Origin of the sequence: Pseudonocardia sp. ICBG1293, from assembly GCF_020131355.1 — a bacterium.
Classification (GTDB): Bacteria; Actinomycetota; Actinomycetes; order Mycobacteriales; family Pseudonocardiaceae; genus Pseudonocardia.
This window is the reverse complement of sequence record NZ_JAHLEL010000051.1, coordinates 135,268-161,361: the sequence shown is the minus strand read 5'-3', so window position 1 is coordinate 161,361 and position 26,094 is coordinate 135,268. Positions and strand designations below refer to the sequence as shown.

At 75.3% G+C, this 26,094-nt stretch carries 23 protein-coding genes and 1 pseudogene; 13 read left to right on the top strand and 11 right to left on the bottom strand.

What is annotated here, in order from left to right; all coding sequences use genetic code 11:
- Positions 1–128 precede the first annotated feature (128 nt).
- Positions 129–701, top strand: coding sequence for a hypothetical protein (locus tag KPF47_RS26725; protein WP_224391581.1), 573 nt, complete (start codon positions 129–131; stop codon positions 699–701).
- 16 nt (positions 702–717) lie between these two features.
- Here KPF47_RS26725 and KPF47_RS26720 read toward each other — a convergent pair whose 3' ends face one another.
- Complete coding sequence (locus KPF47_RS26720) at positions 718–1,719, bottom strand: GTP-binding protein (RefSeq protein ID WP_224391579.1); 1,002 nt, start codon at positions 1,717–1,719, stop codon at positions 718–720.
- A 98-nt stretch (positions 1,720–1,817) separates the two neighbouring features.
- Between KPF47_RS26720 and KPF47_RS26715 the strand changes: the two genes are divergently transcribed.
- Positions 1,818–2,840, top strand: a complete 1,023-nt coding sequence (locus KPF47_RS26715) for a carbohydrate kinase (RefSeq protein ID WP_224391577.1) — start codon at positions 1,818–1,820, stop codon at positions 2,838–2,840.
- Between the two features lie 3 nt (positions 2,841–2,843).
- Here KPF47_RS26715 and KPF47_RS26710 read toward each other — a convergent pair whose 3' ends face one another.
- On the bottom strand, positions 2,844–3,752 hold the full coding sequence (locus KPF47_RS26710; RefSeq protein WP_224391575.1) for a glycoside hydrolase family 16 protein: 909 nt from the start codon (positions 3,750–3,752) through the stop codon (positions 2,844–2,846).
- Between the two features lie 373 nt (positions 3,753–4,125).
- Here KPF47_RS26710 and KPF47_RS26705 point away from each other — a divergent pair, with 373 nt between their 5' ends.
- Positions 4,126–4,527 carry a cupin domain-containing protein gene (locus tag KPF47_RS26705; RefSeq protein WP_224391574.1) on the top strand — a complete coding sequence of 134 codons (402 nt, stop codon included), beginning with the start codon at positions 4,126–4,128 and terminating at the stop codon, positions 4,525–4,527.
- Positions 4,528–4,626: 99 nt separating this feature from the next.
- Here KPF47_RS26705 and KPF47_RS26700 read toward each other — a convergent pair whose 3' ends face one another.
- From KPF47_RS26700 to KPF47_RS26685, 4 genes are all read right to left on the bottom strand, one after another.
- Positions 4,627–5,661: a PHP domain-containing protein gene (locus tag KPF47_RS26700; protein WP_224391573.1), complete on the bottom strand. Its 1,035-nt coding sequence runs from the start codon at positions 5,659–5,661 to the stop codon at positions 4,627–4,629.
- Positions 5,662–5,671: 10 nt separating this feature from the next.
- Positions 5,672–7,258 (bottom strand): CHAD domain-containing protein, encoded by a 1,587-nt coding sequence (locus tag KPF47_RS26695; protein ID WP_224391572.1) that lies wholly within the window; start codon positions 7,256–7,258, stop codon positions 5,672–5,674.
- A 60-nt stretch (positions 7,259–7,318) separates the two neighbouring features.
- Entirely contained in the window at positions 7,319–8,806 is a 1,488-nt protein-coding gene (locus tag KPF47_RS26690) for an FAD-binding oxidoreductase (RefSeq protein ID WP_224391571.1), read from the bottom strand.
- 131 nt (positions 8,807–8,937) lie between these two features.
- Entirely contained in the window at positions 8,938–9,891 is a 954-nt protein-coding gene (locus KPF47_RS26685) for an NAD(P)/FAD-dependent oxidoreductase (RefSeq protein ID WP_224391570.1), read from the bottom strand.
- 73 nt (positions 9,892–9,964) lie between these two features.
- Between KPF47_RS26685 and KPF47_RS26680 the strand changes: the two genes are divergently transcribed.
- Positions 9,965–10,576, top strand: coding sequence for an MSMEG_1061 family FMN-dependent PPOX-type flavoprotein (locus KPF47_RS26680; RefSeq protein ID WP_224391569.1), 612 nt, complete (start codon positions 9,965–9,967; stop codon positions 10,574–10,576).
- Here the strand turns inward: KPF47_RS26680 and KPF47_RS26675 are convergent.
- On the bottom strand, positions 10,563–11,522 hold the full coding sequence (locus KPF47_RS26675) for an o-succinylbenzoate synthase (protein WP_224391568.1): 960 nt from the start codon (positions 11,520–11,522) through the stop codon (positions 10,563–10,565). The two genes, KPF47_RS26680 and KPF47_RS26675, sit on opposite strands and share 14 nt — an antisense overlap.
- 50 nt (positions 11,523–11,572) lie before the next feature.
- Between KPF47_RS26675 and KPF47_RS26670 the strand changes: the two genes are divergently transcribed.
- From KPF47_RS26670 to KPF47_RS26655, 4 genes are read left to right on the top strand one after another with little or no spacing between them, the layout of a single operon-like run.
- Positions 11,573–12,178, top strand: a complete 606-nt coding sequence (locus KPF47_RS26670) for a TetR/AcrR family transcriptional regulator (protein ID WP_224391567.1) — start codon at positions 11,573–11,575, stop codon at positions 12,176–12,178.
- Positions 12,179–12,204: 26 nt separating this feature from the next.
- Positions 12,205–12,966 (top strand): siderophore-interacting protein, encoded by a 762-nt coding sequence (locus KPF47_RS26665; protein WP_224391566.1) that lies wholly within the window; start codon positions 12,205–12,207, stop codon positions 12,964–12,966.
- 48 nt (positions 12,967–13,014) lie between these two features.
- The gene (locus KPF47_RS26660) at positions 13,015–13,755 is read left to right on the top strand and encodes a response regulator transcription factor (protein ID WP_224391564.1); all 741 of its coding nucleotides are present in this window, start codon (positions 13,015–13,017) and stop codon (positions 13,753–13,755) included.
- A 5-nt stretch (positions 13,756–13,760) separates the two neighbouring features.
- A complete protein-coding gene (locus KPF47_RS26655) occupies positions 13,761–15,257 on the top strand; it encodes a cell wall metabolism sensor histidine kinase WalK (RefSeq protein WP_224391562.1) in 1,497 nt (498 codons plus the stop codon).
- Here the strand turns inward: KPF47_RS26655 and KPF47_RS26650 are convergent.
- Together KPF47_RS26650 and speG are read right to left on the bottom strand one after the other, a co-directional pair.
- Entirely contained in the window at positions 15,243–16,037 is a 795-nt protein-coding gene (locus tag KPF47_RS26650; protein ID WP_224391561.1) for a MerR family transcriptional regulator, read from the bottom strand. The two genes, KPF47_RS26655 and KPF47_RS26650, sit on opposite strands and share 15 nt — an antisense overlap.
- 349 nt (positions 16,038–16,386) lie before the next feature.
- Positions 16,387–16,926, bottom strand: coding sequence for a spermidine N1-acetyltransferase (gene speG / locus KPF47_RS26645; RefSeq protein ID WP_224391560.1), 540 nt, complete (start codon positions 16,924–16,926; stop codon positions 16,387–16,389).
- A 414-nt stretch (positions 16,927–17,340) separates the two neighbouring features.
- Here speG and KPF47_RS26640 point away from each other — a divergent pair, with 414 nt between their 5' ends.
- The 3 genes from KPF47_RS26640 (at position 17,341) to KPF47_RS26630 (ending at position 21,071) form a co-directional block, all read left to right on the top strand.
- Complete coding sequence (locus KPF47_RS26640) at positions 17,341–18,999, top strand: AMP-binding protein (RefSeq protein WP_224391559.1); 1,659 nt, start codon at positions 17,341–17,343, stop codon at positions 18,997–18,999.
- Positions 19,000–19,280: 281 nt separating this feature from the next.
- Positions 19,281–20,123 (top strand): IS5 family transposase, encoded by an 843-nt coding sequence (locus KPF47_RS26635; protein WP_224386276.1) that lies wholly within the window; start codon positions 19,281–19,283, stop codon positions 20,121–20,123.
- A gap of 36 nt (positions 20,124–20,159) precedes the next feature.
- Positions 20,160–21,071 (top strand): sucrase ferredoxin, encoded by a 912-nt coding sequence (locus tag KPF47_RS26630; RefSeq protein WP_224391558.1) that lies wholly within the window; start codon positions 20,160–20,162, stop codon positions 21,069–21,071.
- Here the strand turns inward: KPF47_RS26630 and KPF47_RS40465 are convergent.
- Both KPF47_RS40465 and KPF47_RS26620 read right to left on the bottom strand, forming a co-directional pair.
- Entirely contained in the window at positions 21,068–21,859 is a 792-nt protein-coding gene (locus tag KPF47_RS40465) for an HAD family hydrolase (protein ID WP_224391557.1), read from the bottom strand. The genes KPF47_RS26630 and KPF47_RS40465 overlap by 4 nt on opposite strands.
- Positions 21,856–22,374, bottom strand: a complete 519-nt coding sequence (locus KPF47_RS26620) for a GNAT family N-acetyltransferase (RefSeq protein ID WP_224391556.1) — start codon at positions 22,372–22,374, stop codon at positions 21,856–21,858. Before KPF47_RS26620 ends, KPF47_RS40465 begins: the two co-directional genes overlap by 4 nt.
- A gap of 274 nt (positions 22,375–22,648) precedes the next feature.
- Between KPF47_RS26620 and KPF47_RS26615 the strand changes: the two are divergent.
- Together KPF47_RS26615 and KPF47_RS39770 are read left to right on the top strand one after the other, a co-directional pair.
- Positions 22,649–23,934: pseudogene (locus KPF47_RS26615) on the top strand (glycosyltransferase).
- Positions 23,931–26,087: a glycosyltransferase family 39 protein gene (locus KPF47_RS39770; RefSeq protein WP_308015502.1), complete on the top strand. Its 2,157-nt coding sequence runs from the start codon at positions 23,931–23,933 to the stop codon at positions 26,085–26,087. Before KPF47_RS26615 ends, KPF47_RS39770 begins: the two are co-directional and overlap by 4 nt.
- Positions 26,088–26,094 lie beyond the last annotated feature (7 nt).

Genomic DNA, 26,094 nt, shown 5'->3' with positions numbered 1-26,094 from the left:
TCACAGACCGGACGCGCCGAGGAACGTTGTGAATCTGTAACACCGACCGGCATCGTGGGCGACTGACCGGGCGAGACGGCCATCAGGTGGGCCGCGAGCAGCAGCATTCTCACAGATCGAGCACGACCATGAACGACTTCGCCGCCGGCGCCCCCGCCGACCGCCTGCCCACCCTCGTCCGCACCCGTACCGGATACCGCGTGTACGACCCGGCGCTGGTCGCCGGCACCGACTACGTCGTCGACGACGCGGGCGACCTCGTCTACACCCGCCTCCCGGCCGGTGCGATGACCGGCACCGCCGTCGTCGCGGCCGCCGTCGTGGCACTCACCGTCGGTGACAACAGCTGGTCGTGGTCGGCGCTGGCGTTCCTCGTCTGCCTGCCCGTCACGCTCGGGCTGGCGATCGCGGTGCTCTCGGTCATCCACGCCGTCACCGACCCGGTCCGGGCCTACCGCGCCCGCACCGGGCACACCCGCTTCGCCCGGGACATCACCGAGGACGACCCCGCCTCCCGGCAGCTCTGCGCGCGCGCCGAGCGGCTCGCCGCGACGCCGTCCTGGCAGGCGGGCCGGATCGACCCGACCCGCACCCTCGGTGTCCTGCTGTGGACCGCCGTCGCCGGTGGGGAGGCCTGGGCCGCCGAGGCGCTGACCCAGCTGGCCGAGCCGGCGACGGGCCCGGACCTCACCTCGGTCTGAGCCCTCCCCGGGGCCGTCAGGTCGCGTAGCGGGCGACCGGGAGCAGGGCGTCGGGGTCGCGTCGGTCGGAATCGGTCGCGACGCAGGCCTGCAGCGACCGGCGCAGCGCGTCGGAGTCCAGGCCGGTGCCGATCAGGACCAGGGTGGTGCGGCGGGACTCGCCGGCGTCCCACCGGGTCCGGCGGAACCGGACGTAGCGGCCGACGGTGTGCAGGTCCCAGCGTTCCCGCTCGGGGGCGGCGGCGAAGCGCACCGACCCCTTGATCCGGTACAGCCCGGACGGCCGGGCGTCGAGCAGGTCCTGCAGGCGGGCGGCGTCGAGCGGCTCGTCGCACAGGAACGTCAGGCTCTGGTAGCCGGCGTGCAGGTGGTGCTCATGCGGTTCGTCGACCCGCTCGCCCAGCATCAGCTGCCGGCCCGGCACGATCTCGATGTCGAACAGCAGGGCCGGGTCCACCGCGCCGTCGCGGACCGGGACGATCGGCGCCCGCGGGTTCGCCTCCCGGCACAGCCGCCGGACCCGCCACAGCGGCCCCGGCCCCACCCGGTCGATCTTGTTGAGGACGACGAGGTCGGCCAGCCCGACGTGCTTGTCGAGCTGCGGGTGGCGGCGGCGCGAGGTCTCGAACTCCGCGGCGTCGACGACCTCGACCAGCCCGCCGAAGCTCAGGTGCTGCCCCAGCGCGTCGAGCACCAGCTGCACCAGTGTGCCGGGCTCGGCGATGCCGCTGGCCTCGATGACCACGACGTCGATCTCGTCGCGGCGCCGGGTCAGCTTCTCCAGCACCGAGGACACACCGCCCTCGCCGACCTCGCAGCACAGGCAGCCGTTGCCCAGTCCGACGACGTCACCGGCCTGACCGGCCACACGCATCGCGTCGATGCCGACCGACCCGAAGTCGTTGACGACCACGCCGATCCGGGCGTCGCCGCCCGCGGCGAGCAGATGGTTCAGCAGCGTCGTCTTGCCGGCTCCGAGGAATCCGGCCAGCACCACGACCGGGATCTTCCGGGGCATCCGTCATGCCTACCACGTGCGTGTCGACGCACCGTGACGTGGTCGTGACCCGTCACGGACCCGACCGTGGGCGCGGATCGGACCACTACAGTGCGGCCATGCCCGACACAGCTGCCGGACGCCCGCCACGCGGAGTGATCGCCGTCGCCGGAGAAGCCCTCGTCGACATCGTCCCCGTGACCGCGCAGCGGGAAGCGCAGGCGGACCGCGCATCGACACAGCAGTACTGGGAGTTCGCGCCCGGTGGCAGCCCCGCCAACGTCGCGGTCGGGCTGTCCCGCCTCGACGTGCCGGCCCGGATGCTGGCCCGGCTGGCCGACGACCTGCTGGGGCGCAGGCTGCGCGCCCACCTCGCCGACAACGGCGTCGACCTGTCGCGCTCGGTCGAGGCGGACGAGGCCTCGTCACTGGCGATCGTGGAGCTTGCCGCCGACGGGCAGGCGTCCTACGACTTCCGGATCGCGGGCACCGCGGACTGGCAGTGGACCGACGACGAGCTCGACGGCGCCCTCGACGACGGTCCCGCCGGTCCCGTCCTCGCCGTCCATTCCGGATCGCTGGCGCTGACCACCGCCCCCGGCCACGAGGCGCTGCGCGAGCTGCTCGCCTCCGCTGTGGACACCGCGACGGTCAGCTACGACCCGAACTTCCGGCCGCTGCTCATGGGCACCCCCGAGGAGGTCCTGCCCGGCGTGCACGAGCTGCTCGGCGTGGCCGACGTGGTGAAGGTCAGCGAGGAGGACCTGGGCTGGCTGCACCCCGGGCGCGAGCCCGGCGACGTCGTCGGCGAGTGGCTCGAGCTCGGCCCGGCGGTCGTGGTGGTCACCCTCGGCGCGGAGGGGGTGCTGGCCGGGACGTCGTCGGGGCTGCACCTGGTGCTGCCCGGCCGCACCGTCGACGTCGTCGACACGGTGGGCGCCGGGGACAGTTTCACCGCCGCGCTGCTCGCCGGTCTGCACCGGCGCGGGCTGCTGGGCGCGACCGCCCGCGACGACCTGTACCGCATCGACCGGCCGACACTGGAGGCCGTGCTGACCGAGGCCGTCGCGGCCTCGGCGATCACCTGCTCGCGGCACGGCGCGAACCCGCCCACCCGCGCGGAGCTCGACGCCGCGGTCTGAGCCTCAGCCCGGATCGCGGGCGAGCATCGCGGTCTGGGCCTGCTGCTCGGGCTCCGACAGCTCGCGCGGCGTCCGGTCGGGGAAGTCGCGGGGCTGGCCGGTCGCGGCCGAGCCGGGCGGCAGGCTCAGCGTGGCCGCGGTGCTCTGCGGCAGCGCCCACTGCCGGGCCCAGTCCAGGTGCATGGCGGTCGGGCCGCCGGCGTTGCCGAAGTAGTCGAGCTGCATGGTCATGTTCATCGGGCGCGGCGGGAACTGGTCGGTGTCGGTGTTGGAGTACCACTCCTTCCCGTTCACGTACGCGGTGATCTTCTCCGGCGTCCACTCCAGCGCGTAGGCCGACCACTGCGTCGCGTCGTGCGTCACCGACCCGTGGTCCTGGTCGTTGTCGCGTCCGTAGTGGAGGAAGAAGTTGGTCTTTCGGCGGGAGTCGTCGGTGATCTCCATCCAGTCGACCTCGCCGCCGACCGGGAAGTCCTCGGCCACCGGCCAGAGCAGCAGCAGTGCGTTGATCCCGCCCTCACCCTCGTCGGACTTCACGCAGGCCTCCCAGCGGCCGTAGCGCTGGCCCGGGTGCCAGCTGACGGCACCGGTGTTGCCGTCGGCGTCGGCGGAGATGGTCATCGCCCCGTCGGCGACCGTGACCGCCTCCGGGGTGCGGGTGCCCTTCTTGTCGTGGCCGGGCTCGGGGCCGTAGGGGTGCCAGTCCGGCGGGACGGTGGTGCCGTCGAAACCGGACTCGCGGGTGGGGGCGCCCCAGCCGAGCGTCTGCGCCGCGGTCTCGGCGCAGTGCGACGACGCCGGGGGTGCGGCGGGGTCGGCCGGGGTCGCCGTCGCCGTGCCGGCCGTCGTGACCGCCGACAGCGCGAGCGTCGCGGCGAGCACCGCCACCGTCGTCCTGGTCCTGGTCCGCACCGTGGATCACTCCCGTCACTCGGTCACCTGCGGTCCCATCTCACGTGCGGTGGGTGAGGAGCACCAGTCGAACCACCCGTCCGGGGAGCGCGCGTATGGGTGGGATGCGGTCGCTCGTGGACGGACGGTGAGCCTCCTGCGGGCGCCGGTGACGTCGGGTGACCGGCCGGTGCGCGACGGCGGGTGTGGCACCCGTCGCCGCGTGGGGCGCCCCGCGGACGGAGGTGTCGCACCCCGGCGGGGGCGCCCGCACCCGCCGCGACGGGTGCGGCGACCGCACCAGGGGTGCGACGCGCCCCGGGGCCGATGCCCCGGGGGCGCCCCGGGGTGGGGACCGGGGACGGACCGCGCGTCCGCCTGCCACAGTGGCGGCGTGGCTCGCCCCGACCTCGCCGTCGCGCTGGACCTCGCCCCGCACCCGGAGGGAGGGTGGTACCGGCGGACCTGGACCTCCCCGGTCGTCGTCGACACCCCGTACGGTCCGCGTCCCTCGGCGACGGCGATCCTCTACCTCTTCGACGCCCCCGGCCGCTGGCACCGTGTCCGGTCCACCGAGCTGTGGTGCCGGCACTCGGGCCCGGAGGCGGACCTGGTCCTCGGGGGTGACGGGCCGGATCCCGTCCCCGGGCCACGGCTGCGCCTCGGGCCGGCCTGCCCGCAGCAGGAGGTGCCGGCCGCGGTGTGGCAGCGGGCGGAGCCGGCGGGACCGGGGGCGGTCCTGGTCAGCTGCGTCGTCTCCCCCGGCTTCGACGTCGCCGACTTCGAGCTGCGCTGAGCCGGGCACCCGGGAGCCCGCCGGCGCAGCGGGCCGGCAGCGCGGCCCTCACCGGCGCAGCGGATCGGCGGCAGCGCGGAGACGCGGAGACGCGGCGGGTCAGCGGCGCAGCAGGCCCGCGAGGTCGCGGGTGTTGCGGATCCGCTCCGGGTCCACGCCGCAGGCGACGGCACGGGCGCAGCCGTGGTCGAGCCAGTCGAGCTGGCCGGGCGCGTGGGCGTCGGTGTCGATGGTGAACTCACACCCCGCCTCGACGGCCAGGCGCAGCAACCGCTTCGGCGGGTCGAGGCGTTCGGGGCGGGCGTTGATCTCCACCGCGACACCGTGCTCGGCGCAGGCGGCGAACACGGCCCCCGCGTCGAACTCGGACTCCGGGCGTGTGCGGCGACCGGTCACCATCCGGCCGGTGCAGTGCCCGAGGACGTCCACGTGCGGGTTCGCGACGGCGGTGAGCATCCGCTCGGTCATCTCGTCGCGCGGCATGCGCAGCTTCGAGTGCACGCTGGCGACCACGACGTCGAGCGAGGCGAGCAGGTCCTCGGCCTGGTCGAGTGCCCCGTCGTCGAGGATGTCGACCTCGATCCCGGTGAGCACGCGGAAGCCCGCCCCGGACGCGGTGATCCTCTCGTTCAGCTGTGCGATCTGCTCGACCTGGCGGCGGAGCCGGTCCGCGGACAGTCCGTTCGCGACGGTCAGGCGCGGCGAGTGGTCGGTGACGACCAGGTAGTCGTGGCCCAGTCCGATCGCGGTCTCGGCCATCTCGGCGAGCGGCGAACCGCCGTCGGAGGCGTCGGTGTGGCTGTGGCAGTCCCCGCGCAGCGACTCGCGCAGCCGCAGCGCCGCCTCGGCCAGGGGCACACCGGTGGCGTCGGCGCGGGCGACGGCGTCCTCCAGCCGACGCAGGTAGACGGGCTCCTCGCCGGCGACGGACTCCCCCACGCAGCGGGCGGTCACCTCGCCGACGCCCTTGACGTCGGTGAGACCACCGGAGGCGTGCAGCCGGGCCAGCTCCTCCGCGTCGCGACCGCGCAGGGCGGCGGCCGCGGTCCGGAACGCGCGCACCCGGTAGGTCGACTCCTGGGCACGTTCGAGCAGGAACGCGATCCGGCGCAGGTCGGCGACGGCGTCTCTCACCCGGTGCAGGCTAGCGGCGCATCCACCGGCGGGCGCGCCGCGTCCACGCCGTCTCCCACACCGTGGGCAGCCTGCGCTCCAGGTCGAGCATCGTCGCGGTGTCCCGCCCGTGCAGCACCCCGAAGGTGAACCCGTTGCCCCCCTCGGCGCCGGCGCGGGCGCCGAGGCTGCGCAGCGTCTCCCGGGAGACGACGGCGTCCTGGTGTTCGCCGAGCACGTCGGACACCTTCTTGAGCCGCTTCGCGAACGCCCGTGCGCCCCGGCCGACGCTGGGCCGGGCGACCTCGGTGGCGTAGCGCAGCTGCTTGCCGGTCTTACGGGCGTCGTGCAGCGAGTCGGGGGCGGTGTGCCCGGCCTCGAGATCGGCGAGCGCCCGCTCCATCCGCCGTTCCAGCTTCCGCGCGGTCCGGCCGACCATCGCGGGCACGACCTTCGTCGCGGGCCTGCGGGCCCTCGCCGACAGCGGCGGGTCGGCGAGCAGCCTGCGCAGCGCGCCCTGCAGGGCGGCGTAGCGCTCCCCGCCGACGACGTCGAGCACCGCGGCCCCGGTCTCGGCCCGGGTGCGGGCGAAGTGCCGGGTGACGGCGGCCTGCACCGGCCCCAGCAGCAGCTCCGGCTCCAGCGCCCCCAGCCGGGCGTTCAGCCGTTCCTCCTGGACCTCCGCGTCGCGCTCGCCGGCCAGCGCCCGGCCCAGCCAGCGCAGCTCGGAGACCACGTGCGCGGCCCGCGGCCCCTCCAGGAGCCCGGCGTAGGTACGCAGCGCGCTGCGCATCCGGCGGGCGGCGATGCGCATCTGGTGCACCGCGTCCGGGCGGTCGGCGCGCAGGTCCTGCTCGCGGGCGGCGAGGGCGTCGACCTGCTCACCGAGGTAGCGCAGCAGCAGCGCACCGGCGCTGCCCCGGCGCCCGGTCCGCCGGGGTGGACGGGCGGGCGCGGCCTCGGCCAGCAGCGCGGCGAGCCGGGCGTGGGCGCCGCGCGGGGCCCGGACCATGCCGGTGGTCCGCAGGGCGTCGTCGAGCTCCTGCAGCAGGGCGGTCCCGGCCGTCCCCGGCTCGACGACGGCCTCGGTCCAGCTCTCGACCGTCGCCGCGGTACCCAGGGTCGCGACGTCGACCTGGTCGCGGGTCAGGGTGGCCAGGTCCCGCCCGGCCGCGTCGCGCAGCCTGCCGACGGTGCGGGTGAGGTGCACCCGCCCGACCGGCACCAGCGGCGCCTCGCCGCGGACCCGGCGGACGAGTGCGTCGACGCCGTCGGGCACCGACCGGTCGGCGACGCCCTCGACCTCGCTGCCCGGCAGCGGGACGCGCAGCTCGTCGTCGGGGCCCGCGTCGGGCAGCCGCAGCACCCAGACCGCGCCGGGCGCCACCACCGAGGCGCGGTCGGGCACCACGTGCTCCACGACGAGCTCGATCCCCGCGGAGAACAGCCGCAGGTCGGCGGTGTCGATGCGCTCGACCTCCCGGACCTCCGCCGCGACCACCGGTACGACCTCGTGCACCCCGTCGATCCCGGACAGCCGCGGCGCCCCGGTGTGCGCGGGCCCCCGGTAGGTCAGCGCGAGTGCGGAGGGGACCAGGGCCGGGTCGGTCGTACTCATCCCGCGGGGTTCCCCGGTACGCGGACGATCACGCGCGGCCATCCGGGCGACGCGTCGGGCTCAGACAGCCTTGCCGGGGTTCAGGATGCCGTCCGGGTCCAGTGCCGCCTTCACCGCACGCTGCAGGGCGAGCACCCCGGGACCGAGCTCGCGCTCCATCCCGTCCCGCTTGAGCAGCCCGACACCGTGCTCGCCGGTGACCGTGCCGCCCAGCTCGACGGCCGCGGCGATGATCTCGTCGAACGCGGCCCGGGTGCGGTCGCGGGCGTCCGGGTCCTCGTGCGGGGTCAGCATCAGCGGGTGCAGGTTCCCGTCGCCGGCGTGCGCGACCGTGGCGATCCGGACCGCGTGGCGCCGGCCGATGTCCTCGATCCGGGCGAGCATCTGCGCCATCCGCGGCCGCGGGACGCAGACGTCCTCGGTCAGCATGCCCATCCCGAGCTGCTCCAGCGCCGGGTAGGCCATCCGGCGGGCGGCGAACAGCGCCTCGGACTCGGTCCCGTCGGTCGCGGCCATCGCCTCGGTCGCCCCGTGCGCGGTGAACGCGGCCAGGATCGCGTCGGCCTCGGCGGTCGCGGCGGGCTCGGGCAGGTCGGTCTGGGCGAGCAGGAGCGCGGCGGCGCCCTCGGGGAGCCCGGCGTTGCGCCACGCGTTGACCGCGGCCAGGCACTCCCGGTCGACCAGCTCGAACACCGCGGGCTGCAGTCCCTGCTCGGTCACGGCGGCGACCGCGGCCCCGCAGTCGGCGAGCGAGTCGAAGAACCCGACGACGGTGCGCGGCGCGGCCGGTCGCGCCGGGCGCAGCTTCACCGTGATCTCGGTGATGATCCCGAGCGTCCCCTCCGAGCCGACCATCAGCCCGGCGAGGTCGTAGCCGACGACCCCCTTCGCGGTGCGCCGACCCACCCGCACGACCTCACCGGTCGCGGTGACCACCTCGAGTGCGAGCACGTAGTCACGGGTGACGCCGTACTTGACGCAGCACAGCCCGCCCGCGTTGGTGGCGACGTTGCCGCCGATCGTCGACCAGGGCGCGGACGCCGGGTCCGGCGGGTACCAGAGGTCCCGCTCGGCACAGGCGGCGCGCAGGTCGTCGTTGACCACACCCGGTTCGACGACGGCGAGCCGCTCCCCCGCCGAGATCTCCCGGATCGCGGTCATCCGCTCCAGGCTGAGCAGCACGCAGCCGTCCACGGCGTTCGCCCCGCCGGACAGCCCGGTGCCCGCGCCCCGCGCGACGACCGGGACCCGGTGCGCGGCGCAGGCCCGCACCGTCGCCGCGACGTCGGCGGTGGTCCGCGCCCGCACCACGCACACCGGGGTGCCGTACTCGGCCCACTCGGCCTCGTCGTGGACGTAGGGACGCACGACGTCGGGGTCGGTGAGTACCCGGTCGGCGTCGAGCGCCGCGGCCAGCTCGGCGAGGACCGCCCGCCCGGCCTCGGACGGTCCGCCCGGCTCGAGCTCGACGGCGGCGGTGGAGCCGCCGAACGGCCGCTCCTCCGGTCCCGGGGCGACGGGGGCGGCAGCAGTGACGCGATCGGACATGACCCGACGGTAGGTCGCCGACGCCCACGCGGCCAGGGCCCGCCACCACCCACCCTCCCCGGGACCCGCCGGGGCTCGTCGAGGCTCGGCGACGGGGCGGGGCGGGGGGTGCGGGGCGGTGCGTGCGGGGTTCAGCGGCCCAGGCGGTCCGCGAGCGCCCCGGCCAGCTCCAGCCCGGACAGCCACGCCGTCTGCACCCGGGACCGGCCCCAGCCGTCGCCGGCGAGCCCGATGCCGTCGTCGTCGAGGTGGAAGGTCTCGTCCCGGGTGCCCGCGGGCGCGGCGAGGCGCCAGCGGTGCACGTGCGTCCAGCCCGGCTCGTCGGTGACGCCCAGCAGCTCGCGCAGGGCCGCGGTCATCGCGGGCGCGGCGCCACCGGGGTCGGCGTCGTGGGTGCGGGCGAGGTCTCCGGTGGAGTGCGCGACGAGCACCGGGGCGTCGTCGCCCCGGCGGTCGCCGTCGTCGGCGACCAGCGTGAGGACCGGGTGGTCGTTGACGAACGCCGCGGGCAGCCGCGGCCAGTCCCGCCGGGCGAACCCGGCGGTCAGCGCGAGCACGGGGTTCCACTCCCGCCCGGCGACCGCGGCGCCCGCGGGCGTGTCCGGGTCCAGCAGCCGCGCGGCCTGCGGGTCGGGCATCGCCAGCACGACGGCGTCGGCGCGCGCACCGTCGACGGTCGGGCCGTCCGGGCCGGGCCGGACCCGCTCGACGGTGCGGCCGGTGCGCAGGTCCAGCTCGCCCGCGGTCGCGGTGACCAGCGACCGCAGCCCGGCCGGAGCGGCGAACCGCACCGGGCCCGGGGTGTCGTCGCCGCGGGTGGTGCCGTCGAACACCGCCAGCGTGTCGGTCCACTCACGGACCAGGCCGTCGTCGGCCCAGCGGCGGACGCGGGCGGCGAAACGGTCGTCGGAGACGGTGAAGTAGGCGGCGCCGATGTCGGCGGGACGGCCCTCGTGGCGGTGGACCGCAAGCCTGCCCCCGGCCGCGCGGGCCCGCTCGTACACCGTCACGTCGACGCCGCGCGCGGCCAGCTCCGCGGCACAGCTCACCCCGGCGATACCGGCCCCGATCACGATCACGCCCATCCCCGGGACACTAGGCGGGGGGCGCCCGCACGGCGCGTTCGGTATTAGGGTGCCCTAAGAACAAAGGGGGTCCATGGACGACGTCACCGACGAGGCCAGGCTCAGGGAGATCATCGGCGAGGTGCCGGACTTCATCCGGGACAAGGCCCGCGACCGGGTCGACCCGGTGACCGCGGAGTTCCTGGCCGCGTCGCCGTTCTTCCTGCTCGCGACGACCGGGCCGGACGGGGTGGACGTCTCACCGCGGGGCGACCCGGCGGGCTCGCTGCTGGTGCTCGACGAGCACTCGGTCGCCTTCGCCGACCGCAAGGGCAACCGCAGGCTGGACTCGATGCGCAACATCCTGCACGACCCGCGGGTCGGCATGATCGTCGTCGTGCCGGGGTCGAACGACACCGTGCGGATCAACGGGCGGGCGCGGATCGTGCACCGGCCGGACTTCGCCGAGCGGTTGACCGTGCAGGGCTCGACGCCCGAGATCGCGATCGTCGTGGAGATCGACGAGCTGTTCCTGCACTGCGCGAAGGCGTTCCTGCGCTCGTCGCTGTGGGACCCGGCGACCTGGCCGGAGACGGGTGCGGTCCCCAGCGCCGGGAAGCTCGTGAAGGGCCAGTACCGGGTCCCCGGCCCGGCCCGGGCGATCGACGCGGCGCTGCGCCGCGACGGGCGGGTCAACCGGTACTGAGCGGCGCGGTGTCGAGGAGCGCCGCGACCCGGTCGTGACGTCCGTTCCACCACGCGGCCCGGTCCGCAGCGGCGGCGACCCGGGACCGGTGCACCGGCTCGGGCGCGCGGCGCGGCACCGGGAGGAGCCCGTCCACCGGACGCAGCGGCTCGTCGACGACGTCGTCGGCCAGCAGCGACGCCGTCGCCAGCCCGCAGGCGTGGTGCAGCTCCGGCAGCGCCCCGGCCAGCGCGAGCCCGGCGGCGAGCCCGACGCCCGACTCGACCGCCGAGGACACGACGACCGGCAGCCCGACCTCCTCGGCGATCCGCAGGGCCCGGCGCACCCCGCCCAGCGGTGACACCTTGAGCACCACGATGTCGGCCGCGCCCGCCGCCACCACCCGCATCGGGTCCTCGGCCCGGCGGATCGACTCGTCGGCGGCGATCGGCACGTCGACGGCCCGGCGGACGGCGGCGAGGTCGTCGACCTCCCAGCACGGCTGCTCGACGTACTCCAGTCCCCCGGCGGCCCGGTCGAGCTCGCCGATGGCGGCGACCGCCGTCGCGACGTCCCACGCGGCGTTGGCGTCCACCCGGACCAGCCCGGCGGGGCCGAGCGCGTCACGGACGGCGGCGACGCGCTCGAGGTCCTCGGACAACGGGGCGCCCGCGTCGGCGACCTTGACCTTCGCGGTGGTGCAGCCGGAGGCGCGCACGATCCGCTGCGCGTGCTCGGGGCCGACGGCGGGCACGGTGCAGTTGACCGGCACCTGCTCGCGCACCGGCTCCGGCCAGCCCGCCCCGGCCGCCTCGCGGGCCGCGGCCAGCCACGCGACGGACTCGCGGTCGTCGTACTCGGGGAAGGGGCAGAACTCGCCCCAGCCGGCCGGGCCGGCCAGCAGCAGTCCCTCCCGTACGGTGATCCCGCGGAACCGGGTGGTCATCGGCAGGGCGTAGACGTCCATTCCCGCTCGCTTCCTACCGCCAGTAACTTACTGCGGGTAATATCTCCGACGTGACCGCGCAGACCGTACCCGGCCCCCGCCGCCGCGTGCCCAGGGCGGAGCGCGAGCGCCAGATCGTCGACGCGGCGGTCGCGGTCTTCGGCGAACGCGGCTACGCCGAGGTCTCGATGGAGCAAGTCGCCGAGCGGGTCGGGGTCACCAAGCCGGTGCTCTACACCCACTTCGGCTCCAAGGAGGGCCTGCTGCTCGCGGCGATCGCCCGGGCCCGGGCCGAGCTGCTCGAGGTCGTCGCCCGGGCGGCGGGGGACGCGGAGTCACCGGAGGCGATGCTGCGGGGCGGCACGCTCGCGTTCTTCCACTACCTGGACCGGCGGGCGCCGGCCTGGCAGCTGTTCTGCTCCGAGGCCGGGGTCACCGGCACCGCGCTGGAGGAGATCCGCGCCCAGCAGACCGACTTCATCGCCGCGCTGCTCGCCGCACAGGTACCGGGTACCGGGCCGGCCCGGCTGACCGGCTGGGCGCAGGTGATCGTCGGGGCCTGCGAGCGGCTCGCGGTCTGGCGCGGCCAGGACGAGTCGGTCACCGCCGAGCAGGCCACCGAGTACCTGATGGACCTGGTCTGGACCGGCCTGGCGGGCCTCGGCCGCCGGGCCTGAGCGCGCGTCCGGGACAATTCCCGGCCATGAGCACGACCGCACCACGCCTGCTGCAGGTGGCCCGCACCGAGCGCGTCACCCCCGGCATGGTCCGGGTGACCCTGACCGGCGAGGAGCTGGCCGGGTTCCCCGGGCACGGCCCGGACCGTCGGATCAAGATGTTCTTCCCGGTCGAGGGTCAGGAGCGTCCCGCCGTGCCACGCGCCTCGACCGGCGGCCCGGTCTGGCCCGCCGGCGAGGCCAGGCCGGCGATCCGCACCTACACGGTGCGCCGGTTCGCCCCCGGCGCGGGCGAGCACGGCGAGCTCGACGTCGACTTCGTCGTCCACACCGGACACGGGCCTGCGGCCGCCTGGGCCGTGTCGGCCGCACCCGGGGACTGGGTCGGGGTGTCCGAGCCCGGCGGGCGCTGGGAGCCGGACCCGGCGGCCGCGCACCACCTCGTGATCGGCGACGAGTCCGCGCTGCCGGCCATCGCGACCGTCTGCGAGACGCTCGCCGAGGCCGCCCCCGGGGTGCCGGTACGGGTGGTCGCCGAGGTCGCCGACGCCGGCGAGGAGCAGTCGCTGCCCGGCGGGCCGGCCGTCACCTGGGTGCACCGCGGGGACGCACCCGCCGGAGAGCCGCTGGTCGCGGCGGTGCGGGCGGTCGAGCTGCCCGCCGGGCCCGGCCAGGCGTGGCTGTCCGGGGAGTCCGCGGCGGTCAAGGACCTGCGGGCGCACCTGCTCGGCGAGCGCGGTTTCGACCGGCGCGCGGTCTACGCCACCGGGTACTGGCGCGCGCGGTAGAGAGACCGCCCACAGCCGTCGCACAGGTCCGTGCGGTGTGCTCCTAACATGAGCGAGGTGATGGACCGGGACGCGGACCCGCTGCGCCGCGCCGACGGCGGCCCGATCCGCGTGCTCGTCGTCGACGACGAGATGACGCTCGCCGACCTGCTGTCGATGGCCCTGCGCTACGAGGGCTGGGAGGTCCGCACCGCCGCGGACGGCCTGGCCGCCGTACGCCACGCCCGCGAGTTCCGGCCGGACGCGATCGTGCTCGACGTGATGCTGCCCGACGTCGACGGCTTCGAGGTCCTGCGCCGGGTCCGCGCCGACACCCCCGAGGTCCCGGTCCTGTTCCTGACCGCACGCGACGCCGTCGAGGACCGGGTCGCCGGGCTGACCGCGGGCGGCGACGACTACGTCACCAAGCCGTTCTCGCTGGAGGAGCTCGTGGCGCGGCTGCGCGGCCTGCTGCGCCGTGCCGGGATGGCCGCCGCCGCGCGCAGCTCGGAGCTGGTGGTGGGCGACCTGGTCCTCGACGAGGACGCCCACGAGGTCTCCCGTGCGGGCGAGCCGGTCGAGCTGACGGCCACCGAGTTCGAGCTGCTGCGCTACCTCATGCGCAACCCGCGCCGGGTGCTGTCCAAGGCCCAGATCCTCGACCGGGTGTGGAACTACGACTTCGGCGGCCAGTCCAACGTGGTCGAGCTGTACGTGTCCTACCTGCGCAAGAAGATCGACGCCGGCCGACCGCCGATGATCCACACCGTGCGCGGCGCGGGCTACGTGCTGCGGCCCGGCGCGGACTGAGCGCGATGGTCGTCACCCGCGTCTCCGGCCGGGTCCGCTCGCTGCGGGCCCGGCTCGTCGCGACGGTGCTGCTGCTGTTCACGGTGGCGTGCGTGGCGATCGGCGTCGCGACGACGCTGTCCCTGGACCGGTACCTGTCCACCCGGCAGGACCGCGAGCTGTCGTTCTCGCTGGAGGGCTTCGTCGCCCAGCAGACCGGCCGCGCACCCGGCCCGCTCACCCGCGACGACGGGTCCCGCGGCACCCCGGCCGAGGGCCCGGGCCCGGGCGGGCCCGGCGGGATGTTCCTCGGCCCCGGACCGGGCGCGAACTCGATCGGGGCGGTGTTCGTCGACGGCCGCGTCGTGACCGCCCGGCTGGCCCAGCGCGGCGGGACCACCGCGACGGTGTCCGAGGCCGACCTGGCCGCCCTCGGTGCGGTTCCGGCCGACACCGCCGCGCACGACGTCACGCTCTCGCTCGGGGACTACCGCGCGACCGGCTGGGCCCAGGGGGCGACGACCTACCTGATCGCCCAGCCGGACAACGCCGGCGCGACCGTCAGCAGGCTGGTGGTCACCGAGCTGGTCGTGCTCGGCGGCGCGGTCGTGCTCGCCGGGATCGCCGCCGCGGTGCTGGTGCGCCGGGAGCTGCGCCCGCTCGAACGCGTGGCGGGCGTCGCCGCGCAGGTCGGGGACCTGCCGCTGGACCGCGGCGAGGTCCACCTCGCCGCCCGCGTCCCCGACCCGGACCCGCGCACCGAGGTCGGCCAGGTCGGGACCGCGCTCAACCACATGCTCGACAACGTGGAGGGTGCACTCGCCGCCCGCCAGGAGTCCGAGACCAGGCTGCGCCGCTTCGTCGCCGATGCGAGTCACGAGCTGCGCACCCCGCTGACCGCGATCCGCGGCTACGCCGAGCTGTCCCGCCGCGAGCGTGACCCGGTGCCGGAGCGGACCACCCACGCCCTCACCCGGATCGCCTCGCAGGCCGAGCGCATGTCCACGCTGGTCGAGGACCTGCTGCTGCTCGCCCGGATCGACGCGGGCCGTCCGCTGGAACGCGCCGAGGTCGACCTGACCCGGCTGGTGCTCGACGCGGTCGGGGACGCCCACGTCGCAGGCCGTGACCACCGCTGGCTCCCGGAACTGCCCGACGAGCCGGTCACCGTCACCGGCGACGCCCACCGGCTCGCCCAGGTCGTCACCAACCTGCTCGCGAACGCCCGCACCCACACCCCGCCCGGTACGGCGGTCACCGTCTCCCTCGACCGCCCCGCGCCCGGCCGCGTCCGGCTACGGGTCGCCGACGACGGCCCCGGCATCGCCCCGGACGTCGCACCCCGGGTGTTCGAACGGTTCGCCCGCGGCGCCCAGGGGCGCAGCCGTGCGGGGAACGACACCCCCAGCACGGGACTCGGCCTGGCGATCGTGGCCGCGGTCGTCGCCGCCCACGACGGGACGGTCGGGGTCGACAGCGTCCCCGGCCGGACGGTGTTCACCGTCGACCTACCGGTCCGGTGACGGCTCCGCGGACCCGGGGTCGACCGGCGGGTCGGCCGGTGCGAGGTCGACCGACAGCCGGCGGATGAAGTCGTCCATCGCCTCCTGCATCGTCTGGCGGAAGGCACCCAGCAACGACTGGGTGGCGACCGGCTGCAGTGCCTCGACCGCCGTGCGCAGGTCGGCGACGCCGCTGCGGGGCAGCCCGGCGGCGACGTGCGCGGCCCAGACCTGCTCGCGGAACAGCTCGACGAAGATCTCGGCGATCTCCCGGGTGCGGCCGAGCAGCTCGTCGCCGACGGCCTGCACCGCCTCCGGGGCCAGGCCGAGCGCGACCGCGTGCGCCCCGGACCGGACCATCGACGGGTTGAGCACGCGCAGCCGCCCCGGACCGGTGCGCTCGACCAGCCCGGAGGCGACGAGCTGCTCGACGTACTCCGGGGAGGTACGGGCACCGGCCCACTCGGCCAGCTCCTGTTCGGCCAGCTCGACCGGCCCCTCCGGCTGCCACGGCGCGAGCATCCCGCGGTAGAGGCGCAGCGCCTCCTCGGCGCTGCCGGAGGGCGTCTGGTTGATCAGGACCCCGATCGCGGCCAGGGAGAACCCCCGTCGCTGCAGACCGGCGATGAGTTCCAGCCGGGCCAGGTGGACCGGGCCGTACCAGGCGGTGCGCCCGCGCATCTCCCCCGGCTGCAGCAGCCCGCGGGACAGGTGGGCGCGCACGTTGCGGACGGTCATACCGGCACGCGCGGCGAGCTGGTCGATCGGGAACTCGTCCCCGGCCGTCGTCGATCCGGACATCGGGGCGGATCCTACTCGGGGTAGCCGGGCGCGCACGGCGACGACGGGCGGGCCGCAGCCGCCCCGTGCCCCCCGGCGACGGCGGTCACGGGCCGTCACCCGGGGACCGACGATGTCATCACGTGGCCGATCCGCACCGCGACATCGCGTCCGGACCGAGCCACACACGGTTCCTGCAGGTCATGGTCGCAGCGTAGCGAAACGTTGACACGGCGACACACCAGGCGGGTAGTGTTCATGGGTGTCGTCGTCATCATGGTCGACGCGCTCGACTCCGGTCGCATGCCCGCGACCGGTGCACGCCGGGCCGGCCGACGGGTCCCCCTCCCTGCCGGCCGGTCCGGTCGGTTCAGGGCGCCCCGCCGACCACGCGGCCGAGGTGCTCGCGCTGCAGCACCGCCATCCGGTAGGCGTCGTGGTAGCGGCCGCTGGCGAAGTACTCCTCGCGCAGCTCCCCCTCGACGACGAAGCCGGTGCGCTCGTAGGCGCGCACGGCACGGGCGTTGTCGACGTCGACGACCAAATACACCTTGTGCAGGTTCAGCACGCCGAAGGCGTGGTCGAGCGCCGCGGCGGTGGCGCGGGCCGCCAGCCCCCGGCCCTGGAAGGCGGGGGCGACGATGATCTGGAACTCGGTGTTGCGGTGGATGTAGTCGATCTCCACCAGCTCGACCAGGCCGGCACGCTCGCCCGCGCAGTCGATGATGAAGCGCCGCTCCCGGTTGTCGTGCACGTGCCGGGCGAAGATCTCCTGCAGCTCGACGAGCGACTCGTAGGGCTCCTCGAACCAGTACGACATGATCCCGGAGTCGTTCGACAGCCCGTGGACGAACGGCAGGTCCTCCCGCTCCAGGGCGCGCAGCCGCATCTCGGGGGTGGGCGTGCTCATGTGGCCTCCGCGGTCGACGGACCCGGCGTCCGTCGCCACGGAACCTACGAGGCCGGAGCGCTCAGCGCCCGGCGCGGGGTACAGGACGGGCAGTCGCGCCACGGCAGGCCGCGCGCGTCGGCGGGGCGGGCCGCTCCGCAGCGGCAGACGCCGGCGAGACCGCCGACCCCGGGCATCGACGTGGCCGGACGTCCCGCACGGACCAGGGTGCGGCCGGAAGCGGACGTGCGTGTGGGCAGGTAGAGACGCATCAGGATCCCCGACGGTGTGTGGTGGAGTGCGGCGACCTGTGGGTCACCGACAGACACATCGTCCTCACCCTTCGAAACATGACGGACAGGCACAGTGACCTCTGACACAGATCCCCGTACCGGACACGACGGCGCGTCGGGTGGCCCTGCCAGACTGCGCCGCATGGCTGGCTCCCCGCTGCTCCAGAACCTCTCCGGCACCGCCCGCGCCGCCTACGAGCTGGGCAGCGGCACCGCCCGCGCCGCCGTGGCCCTGACCCGCTCGGGCGTCGTGCGCCCGCTCGGCCCGGGGAAGCTGTACGGGATGGGTCGCGCACTGGTGCGCTACGGGAACAGCATCACCGCGGCGTTCGCCGTCGGGGCGGCCCGCCATCCCTACCGGCTCGCGGTCGTCGACGACGACGGGGTCACCACCTACGCCGAGCTGGAGGAGCGCACCGACCGCCTCGCGCTGGCGCTGCTGGACTCGGGCGCCGGGCCCGGCGCACCGGTCGGCGTGCTGTGCCGCAACGCCCGCGCCCCGATCGAGGCGATGGTGGCCGCCGGCAAGGCCGGTGCCGACGTCGTGCTGGTCAACACCGGGCTCTCGGCCGAGCAGATGCGGGGGGTGCAGGAGCAGCAGCAGCTGCACACCCTGGTCGCCGACCCGGACTTCCTCGACATCGTCCCGGCCGGGCCGCGGGTCGTCCTCACCCACAACCCGGACGGGCCGCGCCCGGCGGGCGACCGCGCGATCGACGACCTCGAGGCGATGGTCCGGCGCGGCGGGCCCGGCGAGCTGCCGTTCATGCCGGAGCCGTCCAAGCAGATCGTGCTGACCTCCGGCACCACCGGGACGCCGAAGGGCGCGAAGCGCCCGCACCCCTCGACCCTGGCCCCCGCGGCGTCGATCCTGTCCGCCATCCCGCTGCGTGCGGGCGAGCCGACCCACATCGCCGCGCCGCTGTTCCACACCTGGGGCAACGCCGGACTGCTGCTCGCCTCGCTGCACGGCGCGACCGTCGTGCTGCGCCGCAGGTTCACCCCCGAGGGGTTCCTCGCCGCCGTGCGCGAGCGCCGGTGCACGACGGTGTTCGCGGTGCCGGTGATGCTCCAGCGGGTCCTGGAGTCCGAGGCCGAGGGCTGGGGCTCCGACGAGGGCCCGCGCATCGTGGCCGTCTCCGGGTCGGCGCTGCCCGGCGGCCAGGCGAACCGGTTCATGGACCGCTTCGGCGACTGCCTGTTCAACCTATACGGCTCCACCGAGGTCTCCTGGGTCTCGATCGCCGGACCGGAGGACCTGCGCGACGCCCCCGGCACCGCGGGCCGCGCCCCGACCGGGACCACCCTGGTCATCCTCGACGACGACGACCGGCCCGCCGCCGCGGGTGTCGACGGCCGGGTCTTCGTGGGCAACGACCTGCCGTTCGAGGGCTACACCGGCGGCGAGGACGGCCTGGAGGAGCGCGACGGGCTGCTCGGGACCGGCGACGTCGGGCACCTGGACGAGCAGGGACGGCTGTTCCTCACCGGCCGGGCCGACGACATGATCGTCTCCGGCGGGGAGAACCTGCACCCCGGCCCGGTGGAGGACCTCGTCTCGGGCATGGACGGGGTACGGGAGGCCTGCGTGCTCGGCGTGGACGACGACGAGTACGGCCAGCGCTTCGCCGCCTGGGTGGTGCTGGAGCCGGGTGCCGACGTCACCGCGGACGCGATCCGCAGCCGGGTGAAGTCCGACCTGGAGAAGTTCGCCGCCCCGCGCGACGTCCACTTCCTCGACGAGCTGCCCCGCAACCAGACCGGGAAGGTGCTGCGCGCCGAGCTGCCCGGCCGCGGGTGACCCGTCCGGGCACCCCGGGTTGAAGTCAGGGAAACCTTCCCTAAGAGGTCGTTTCAGAACGACTTGTCGAGTTTCCATTGACCCCTCGACGACAGATCAAACGGCAGGTCAGATAGCCGCTTGTCGTCTACAACAGACACGTCGACCTCGTTCTGAAATGACCTCTAAGAGGTCGCGCGGATTGGTCACAGCTTGGCCGCGGTCGAGTGTCTGGGGGCGAGGGCGGGTACGGGCCTGCCGATCATGAAGTTATCTACGCTTCGTGATCGTCTGGAGGCCGCGTGCCCACCCTGCCATCATGGCTGACCGAGCCGTTGTGGGACCAGTTCACCGCGCTGCTGCCTCATCGAGACGAGTTCGATCCCACCCATCCGCTGGGCTGCCATCGCCGCCGGATCGCGGATCGGATCGTGTTCGACAAGCTCCTGCAGGTACTGCGGTTCGGCTGCTCGTATGAGGGCATCGCTGACAGCACCTGCTCGGCGACCACCATCCGCGATCGTCGTGACGAGTGGATCAGGCTCGGGGTCTTCGCCCAGCTGCGTCGGATCGTCCTGGACGCCTACGACCGCATCGTCGGTCTGCTGCTGCACGACATCGCCGTCGATGGCGCCATCACCAAGGCCCCCGGCGGCGGCGAGGTCGCCGGTCCGTCGCCGGTGGACCGGCGCAAACAGGGTATGAAACGTTCGGTGCTCGTCGAGGGATACGGCATCCCGCTGGGCCGAGTCCTGGCCGGAGCCAACCGGCACGACTCCCCGCTACTGGGCCCCACCCTCGACCGCCTCGATGCTCTCGGCCCGCTGCCCGACGACATCACCGTGCACCTCGACGCCGGCTATGACTCCGGCAAGACCCGCGACACGCTGGCCGAACGAGGCCTGCACGGCGAGATCGCGCACAAGGGTGAGAAAGCGCCGATCCAGGCCACCCGCCGCTGGCACGTCGAGCGGACCAACGCTTGGCACAACAGCTTCAACCGGCTGCAGCGCTGCTACGAACGACGAGAAATCGTCGTCGACGCGTTCTTCGACCTCGCCGACACGATCGTCACACTCCGTAGCTTGATTCGGCAGGCCTGGACCACACACCGCTGGAACGCCCGACCTGCACGACGTCCATGATCACCAACCAATCCGCGCGACCTCTAAGATGGCCCGATGACGGTCACCGCGGCACGTGGCGCACTCGGCGGTCCCCCCGCCGGAGCGCCGGCCGCGGGCTGCGCCGGGCTGAGCGAGGCCGTCGGGGAGCCGTTGACCGGCACCGCGCCGCACGTGCGGCGCCTCGTCGCCGTCGAGCACGTCGGCGCGTGGCCGCGGAAGGTCGCCGACCACCCGGACCCGGCCGTCACCGCGCTGTGCGACCGGCTGCGCGACGACGACGTCACCCTGCTGCTGATCCGCCGTCCCGGTCGCGAGGGCCGCTGCGACACCGACGGCGAGCGCACCGTCTACGTCGCCGACCTCGCACCGGGTGACTCGCGGGTGTGGACGCACACCGTGCGCGGCACCGACGACCTCGCCCGCATCGACCTGGACCCGGGCGCGGGCGTCCCGGTACTCGACCCGGTGATGCTGGTGTGCGCACACGGCAGGCGCGACGTCTGCTGCGCCGTCCGGGGCCGCGCGCTCGCCGGCGAGCTGGCCGCCGAGGGCGCCGACGTCTGGGAGTGCACGCACCTCGGCGGGCACCGGTTCGCCCCGACCGCACTCGTGCTGCCCACCGGCTACGCCTACGGCCGCCTCGACACCGGCGGCGCGCTCGCCGCCCTGAAGGCCGCGGCCGGCGGTGGGGTGGACCCGTGGGGCTGCCGCGGGCACACCGGGCTGGACCCGGTCCGCCAGCTGGCCGAGCTGGCCGTGCGCGAGCACACCGGCATCGGCGACGCCTGCGCGCTGCTGGTCGACGCCGTCGACGGGCCGGGCGAGGTGACCGTGCGGTCCCGCGACGGCCGGCGGTGGACGGTGCCGGTCGTCATCGACACCTCGCTGCCGCCCCGGCCGCCGTCCTGCGGGGCCGCGCTCGAGGCGGCGACACCGCTGGTCGCGGACACCCCCGTCGAGCACTAGCCGAACACGCGCTCCAGGGCCCGGGCCAGGCCGTCCTCGGCCACGGTCGCGGTCGACTCGTCGGCATCGGCGTGCACCTGCGGCGGGGCCTGGCCCATCGCGATCCCCCGGCCCGCCCAGCGCAGCATCGCGCGGTCGTTGTCGCCGTCGCCGTCGCCGACGGCGAGGACCTCGGACCGGTCGACGCCGAGCCGGGCCGCGACCCGGGCGAGCCCGGACGCCTTGGACACCCCGGCCGACACCAGCGTCACCCACGGCAGCTCGTGGTCCAGGGTCGGCTCGGTGCCGGGCACCCGCAGCCGGGCCGCGCGGGCCGCGGTCTCGGCCGGGTCGTGGTCCGGCCAGTACATGACGAGCTTGGGCGTCGGCTCGTCGAGCAGCCCCTCGCGGCCGACCTCGGTGACGGTGCCGGCCAGCACGCCGTCCGGGAACGGGGCGCTGACCCGCTGTCCGACACCGACGTGCTCGCAGGCGAACACCGCGCCGGGGAACAGCCCGGACATCGCCTCGACGGCGGCGGTCACGGCCTCGGGGGCGAGCCGTTCCATGCCGAGGACCCGACGGCTCGCGGTCTCCATCTCGACGGCGCCGTTCGAGGTCAGGGTGACGCCGTCGCGCAGCCCGATCGCGTCCAGCGCGCCGGCCACGCCGACCACCGTCCGTCCGGTGCACAGCATCACCTGGGCCCGGGACCCGGCGAGCGCGATCGCGTCCAGGACCGCGGGGCTCGGGGGCCTGCGCCCGTGGACGATGGTGCCGTCGATGTCGAGCGCGACGAGCCTGATCACGCGCCCGACCCTACGTCGAGCCGGAACCGCACGACCCCGTCACGGGTCCCGGTGGGGCGCATCCCGATCCGCTCCAGCACCCGCTCCGAGGCGGGGTTGCCGGGCTCGACGCCCGCGACCAGTGGCGACGCCCCGGCCGCGCGGGCGAGGGCGAGCAGCACCCGGGCGGCCTCGACGGCGTAGCCCCGGCCGCGCCGGGACGGTACGACGCCGTAGCCGAGCTCGACGGCCGACGGGCCGTCGTCGGGGGCGGGGAACAGGCCTGCGCCACCGACGACCGCGCCGCCGTCGCGTTCGACGAGCAGCCGGTGGCCGAGCTCGCCCCACCCCGGCCCGGCCGGGTCGCGGGCGAGCAGCCGTGCGACCACCCGGTCCCCCTCCGCCGGGAAGTCCGACGACCAGTCGTCCCGCCGGGTCCCGGCGACGACGGCCGCCGCGACCTCCGGGGTCCACCCGGGGAGCATCAGCCGCGGGCCGGCCGGGACCGACGCCGGGAGCGGGGCGGAGATCGGCACGCCGTCGATTCTCCCCCGGGCCCACCCACCCCGCACCGCCGCGCCCGCACCCACGCCCGCCCTCCCCGGCGCCGTGGCGTCGATCAGTACGTCAGTGCTGTCGCAGCACGGACGGACCGCACCCGGGTACTGATCGACGGACCGGGGTGGAGCGGCGGCGCAGCACCGGACGTCCACCGGTTCATCGGCTCCGCGGGGACCGGACGCCCGGCTCACAGCCGACGCACAGGTCGATCACACCGCCACGACAGCCCGGGACCCGATCGTCGACCCCATGACCACAGTCGTCACCGGCCCCGCAACCGGCACCCACCCGGGACGCCCCGGAGCGCGTCCGTCCGACCGCGACCGGACCGTGCTCGACATCGTCGTCCCCGTCTTCGACGAGGAGCGCGACCTGGAGTCGTCGGTGCGGCGCCTGCACGCGTTCCTCGCCTCCGGGTTCCCCTACACGTTCCGGATCACCGTCGCCGACAACGCCAGCACCGACGCCACCCCGCAGATCGCGCAGCGCCTCGCCGCCGAGATCGCCGAGGTCACCACGGTGCGCCTGGACCGGAAGGGCCGTGGCCGCGCGCTGCGCCAGGTCTGGTCCGGCTCCGACGCCGACGTGCTCGCCTACTGCGACGTCGACCTCTCCACCGACCTCGGCGCGCTGCTCCCGCTGGTCGCCCCGCTCGTGTCCGGGCACTCCGACCTGGCGATCGGGACCCGGCTGGGTCGCGGGTCACGGGTGGTGCGCGGACCGAAGCGGGAGTTCCTCTCCCGCAGCTACAACCTGCTCCTGCGCGGCGCGCTCTCGGCCCGCTTCTCCGACGCCCAGTGCGGGTTCAAGGCGATCCGCTCCGACGTGGCCCGGCGGCTGCTGCCGCTGGTCGAGGACACCGGCTGGTTCTTCGACACCGAGCTGCTGGTGCTGGCCGAGCGCTCCGGGCTGCGCATCCACGAGGTGCCCGTCGACTGGGTCGACGACCCGGACTCCAGCGTGGACATCGTGGCGACGGCCGTCGCGGACCTGAAGGGCGTGTGGCGGGTCGGCCGGGCGCTGGCGACGGGTGCGCTGCCGCTGGCCGAGGTCCGCGCGCAGCTCGGCCGGGCGCCGCTGGCCCCGCCGGAGGTCCCCGGGGTGCCGCGGGCGATGCCGTTCCAGCTGGCCCGCTTCGCCGCGATCGGCGTCGCGTCGACGGTGGCGAACCTGCTGCTGTTCCTCGCGCTGCGCGGGACGCTCGGACCGATCGCGGCGAACGTCGTCCGCTGCTGGTCTGCGCGGTCGCCAACACCGCGCTGAACCGGCGGTTCACCTTCGGCGTCCGGGGCCGGGACCGCGCGGTCACCCACCAGTTCCAGGGCCTCATCGTGTTCGCGCTCGGCCTCGTCCTGACCACCGGAGCCCTCGCCGTGCTCGGCGCCCTCGCCCCCGGCGCGCACCTCGCCGTCGAGGCCGCGGTGATCGTCGCGGCCAACCTGGTCGCGACGGTGCTGCGCTTCGTCCTGTTCCGTTCCTGGGTGTTCCGCACCCGGTCCACCCCCTCCCCGCTCGAGAAGGCGACCGCCGCGTGACCAGCACCCTCGACCGGTTCCCCACCCGGTCCGACGCTCCTCCGCCCCCGTCCGACGGTCCGCGCCGCTGGACCCGGCCCGTCTCGGTCGTCGCGCTGCTCGTCGCGACGGGCGTGCTCTACCTGTGGAACCTGGCCGCCTCGGGCTGGGCCAATTCCTTCTACGCCGCCGCGGTGCAGGCCGGGGCGAACGACTGGACGGCGTTCTTCTTCGGGTCCCTCGACCCGGAGAACGCGATCACCGTCGACAAGCCGCCCGCGTCGCTGTGGCCGATGGAGATCTCCGCACGGATCGTCGGGTTCTCGTCCTGGAGCCTGCTGGTGCCGCAGGCGCTGATGGGCGTCGCCGCGGTCGGGCTGCTGTACGCCGCGGTCCGCCGGGTGTCCGGGCACGGCGCCGGGCTGCTGGCCGGGGCGCTGCTGGCGCTCACGCCCGTCGCGGCGCTGATGTTCCGCTTCGACAACCCCGACGCGATGCTCACGCTGCTGCTCGTCCTGGCGGCGTACCTGCTGGTCCGGGGTCTGGAGGACGGCCGGACCCGGTGGATCGCGGCGGTCGGGCTGGTGCTGGGGTTCGCGTTCCTGACCAAGTCGCTGCAGGCGTTCCTGGTGCTGCCCGGTCTGGCCCTGGCCTGGCTGTGGGCCGCGCCCGGCCGTCCGTCGCGACGGGTGTGGCAGCTGCTCGTCGGCGGTGCCGGGATCGTCGTCGGCGCCGGCTGGTGGCTGCTCGCCGTCGCCCTGTGGCCGGTCGACGCCCGCCCCTACATCGGCGGGTCCGGGGACAACACCCCGCTCGGCCTGGCCTTCGGCTACAACGGGCTGGGCCGGATCGTCGGCGGCGAGGGCGGCCGGGGCCGTGACACCGTGCGCGACGCCGCGGCCGGTGCGTTCCCCGGCGGCGCGTTCCCGGGTGGTGCGTTCCCGGGCGGTGTTCCCGGCGGTGGCGGCATGCCCCCGGGTGGTCCCGGCGGCGCGAGCTTCGGCGGTCAGGCCGGGTTCCTGCGGATGTTCGGGACGTCGTTCGGCACCCAGATCTCCTGGCTGCTCCCGGCGGCGCTGCTGCTGCTCGTCGCGGCGCTGGTGCTGCGCGGACGCGCGCCGCGCACCGACGCCGTCCGCGGCTCGCTGCTCGTGTGGGGCGGCTGGACGCTGGTGACGGTGCTGGTGCTGTCGTTCATGGAGGGGATCGTCCACCCGTACTACGCGGTGGCGCTGGCGCCGGGGATCGCGGCGCTGGTGGCGGTCGGCGGCCGCGAACTGCTCGGACACCGTGACCTCGGGTGGGTCCGCGGGGTGCTCGCCGTCGCCACCGCCGGGACCGCGGTCTGGGCGTTCGTGCTGCTCGGCTGGTCGCCGCAGTTCCTGCCCTGGCTGCGCTGGGTGGTGCTGGTGGCGGGGGTGGTGTCCGGTGCGGCGCTGCTGGCCCCCGCGCGGGGACGGCGGTGGCTCGCCGTGGCGGTCGGTGTCGCGGTCCTGAGCGGGGTGGCCGCACCCGCGGCCTACGCGGTCCAGACCGTGGCGACCCCGCACGAGGGGTCCATCCCGACCGCAGGGCCGGCGGTCGCCGGGGCCGAGGGCCCGGGCGGGTTCCGCGACGGGCGGGGCGATCGCGACCGGGCCGACGGTGCCGGGACGACCGGCCCCGAGGGCACCGGGGACACCGGGGACACCGGGGGCCCGGCCGGTGCCGCCCCGCCGGACGCCGGTGGTGGTCTCCCGGACGGTGCCGCGCAACCCGGTACCGGACGGACCGGTGCGGGTGGGCCGGGCGGGATGTCCGGCGGTGGTCCGGGGACCGAGCGGACCGGCCCGCAGGTCGTCGCGCTGCTGCGGGACGCGGGCCCGGCCCGCTGGGCCGCGGCGACGATCGGTTCCCAGGGCGCGGCGTCGATGATGCTCGCCGCGGGCGGGGACACCGCGGTCATGGCGATCGGCGGCTTCTCCGGCAGCGACGCCTCCCCCACCCTGGACCGGTTCCGGCAGTACGTCGCGGACGGCGACATCCGGTACTTCGTCAGCGGCGGTGAGCGGGGCGGCCCCGGCGGCGCCCGCGGCGGCACCGGGGCCGAGATCACCGCCTGGGTCGCGCAGCACTACACCGCGACGACCGTCGACGGCACCACGGTCTACGACCTGTCCGCGCAGGCCCACTGACCGTCGT

What these genes read in the sequence shown, in the direction of transcription:
- KPF47_RS26680 (WP_224391569.1), top strand. Translation starts at nt 9,965, where the DNA reads ATGGACGACGTCACCGACGAGGCCAGGCTCAGGGAGATCATCGGCGAG.
- KPF47_RS26630 (WP_224391558.1), top strand. Translation starts at nt 20,160, where the DNA reads ATGACGGTCACCGCGGCACGTGGCGCACTCGGCGGTCCCCCCGCCGGA.
- KPF47_RS26695 (WP_224391572.1), bottom strand. Translation starts at nt 7,258, where the DNA reads ATGAGTACGACCGACCCGGCCCTGGTCCCCTCCGCACTCGCGCTGACC.
- KPF47_RS26690 (WP_224391571.1), bottom strand. Translation starts at nt 8,806, where the DNA reads ATGTCCGATCGCGTCACTGCTGCCGCCCCCGTCGCCCCGGGACCGGAG.
- KPF47_RS26640 (WP_224391559.1), top strand. Translation starts at nt 17,341, where the DNA reads ATGGCTGGCTCCCCGCTGCTCCAGAACCTCTCCGGCACCGCCCGCGCC.
- KPF47_RS26660 (WP_224391564.1), top strand. Translation starts at nt 13,015, where the DNA reads ATGAGCGAGGTGATGGACCGGGACGCGGACCCGCTGCGCCGCGCCGAC.
- KPF47_RS26650 (WP_224391561.1), bottom strand. Translation starts at nt 16,037, where the DNA reads ATGTCCGGATCGACGACGGCCGGGGACGAGTTCCCGATCGACCAGCTC.
- KPF47_RS26665 (WP_224391566.1), top strand. Translation starts at nt 12,205, where the DNA reads ATGAGCACGACCGCACCACGCCTGCTGCAGGTGGCCCGCACCGAGCGC.
- KPF47_RS26720 (WP_224391579.1), bottom strand. Translation starts at nt 1,719, where the DNA reads ATGCCCCGGAAGATCCCGGTCGTGGTGCTGGCCGGATTCCTCGGAGCC.
- KPF47_RS26715 (WP_224391577.1), top strand. Translation starts at nt 1,818, where the DNA reads ATGCCCGACACAGCTGCCGGACGCCCGCCACGCGGAGTGATCGCCGTC.
- speG (WP_224391560.1), bottom strand. Translation starts at nt 16,926, where the DNA reads ATGAGCACGCCCACCCCCGAGATGCGGCTGCGCGCCCTGGAGCGGGAG.
- KPF47_RS26655 (WP_224391562.1), top strand. Translation starts at nt 13,761, where the DNA reads ATGGTCGTCACCCGCGTCTCCGGCCGGGTCCGCTCGCTGCGGGCCCGG.
- KPF47_RS26675 (WP_224391568.1), bottom strand. Translation starts at nt 11,522, where the DNA reads ATGGACGTCTACGCCCTGCCGATGACCACCCGGTTCCGCGGGATCACC.
- KPF47_RS26685 (WP_224391570.1), bottom strand. Translation starts at nt 9,891, where the DNA reads ATGGGCGTGATCGTGATCGGGGCCGGTATCGCCGGGGTGAGCTGTGCC.
- KPF47_RS26725 (WP_224391581.1), top strand. Translation starts at nt 129, where the DNA reads ATGAACGACTTCGCCGCCGGCGCCCCCGCCGACCGCCTGCCCACCCTC.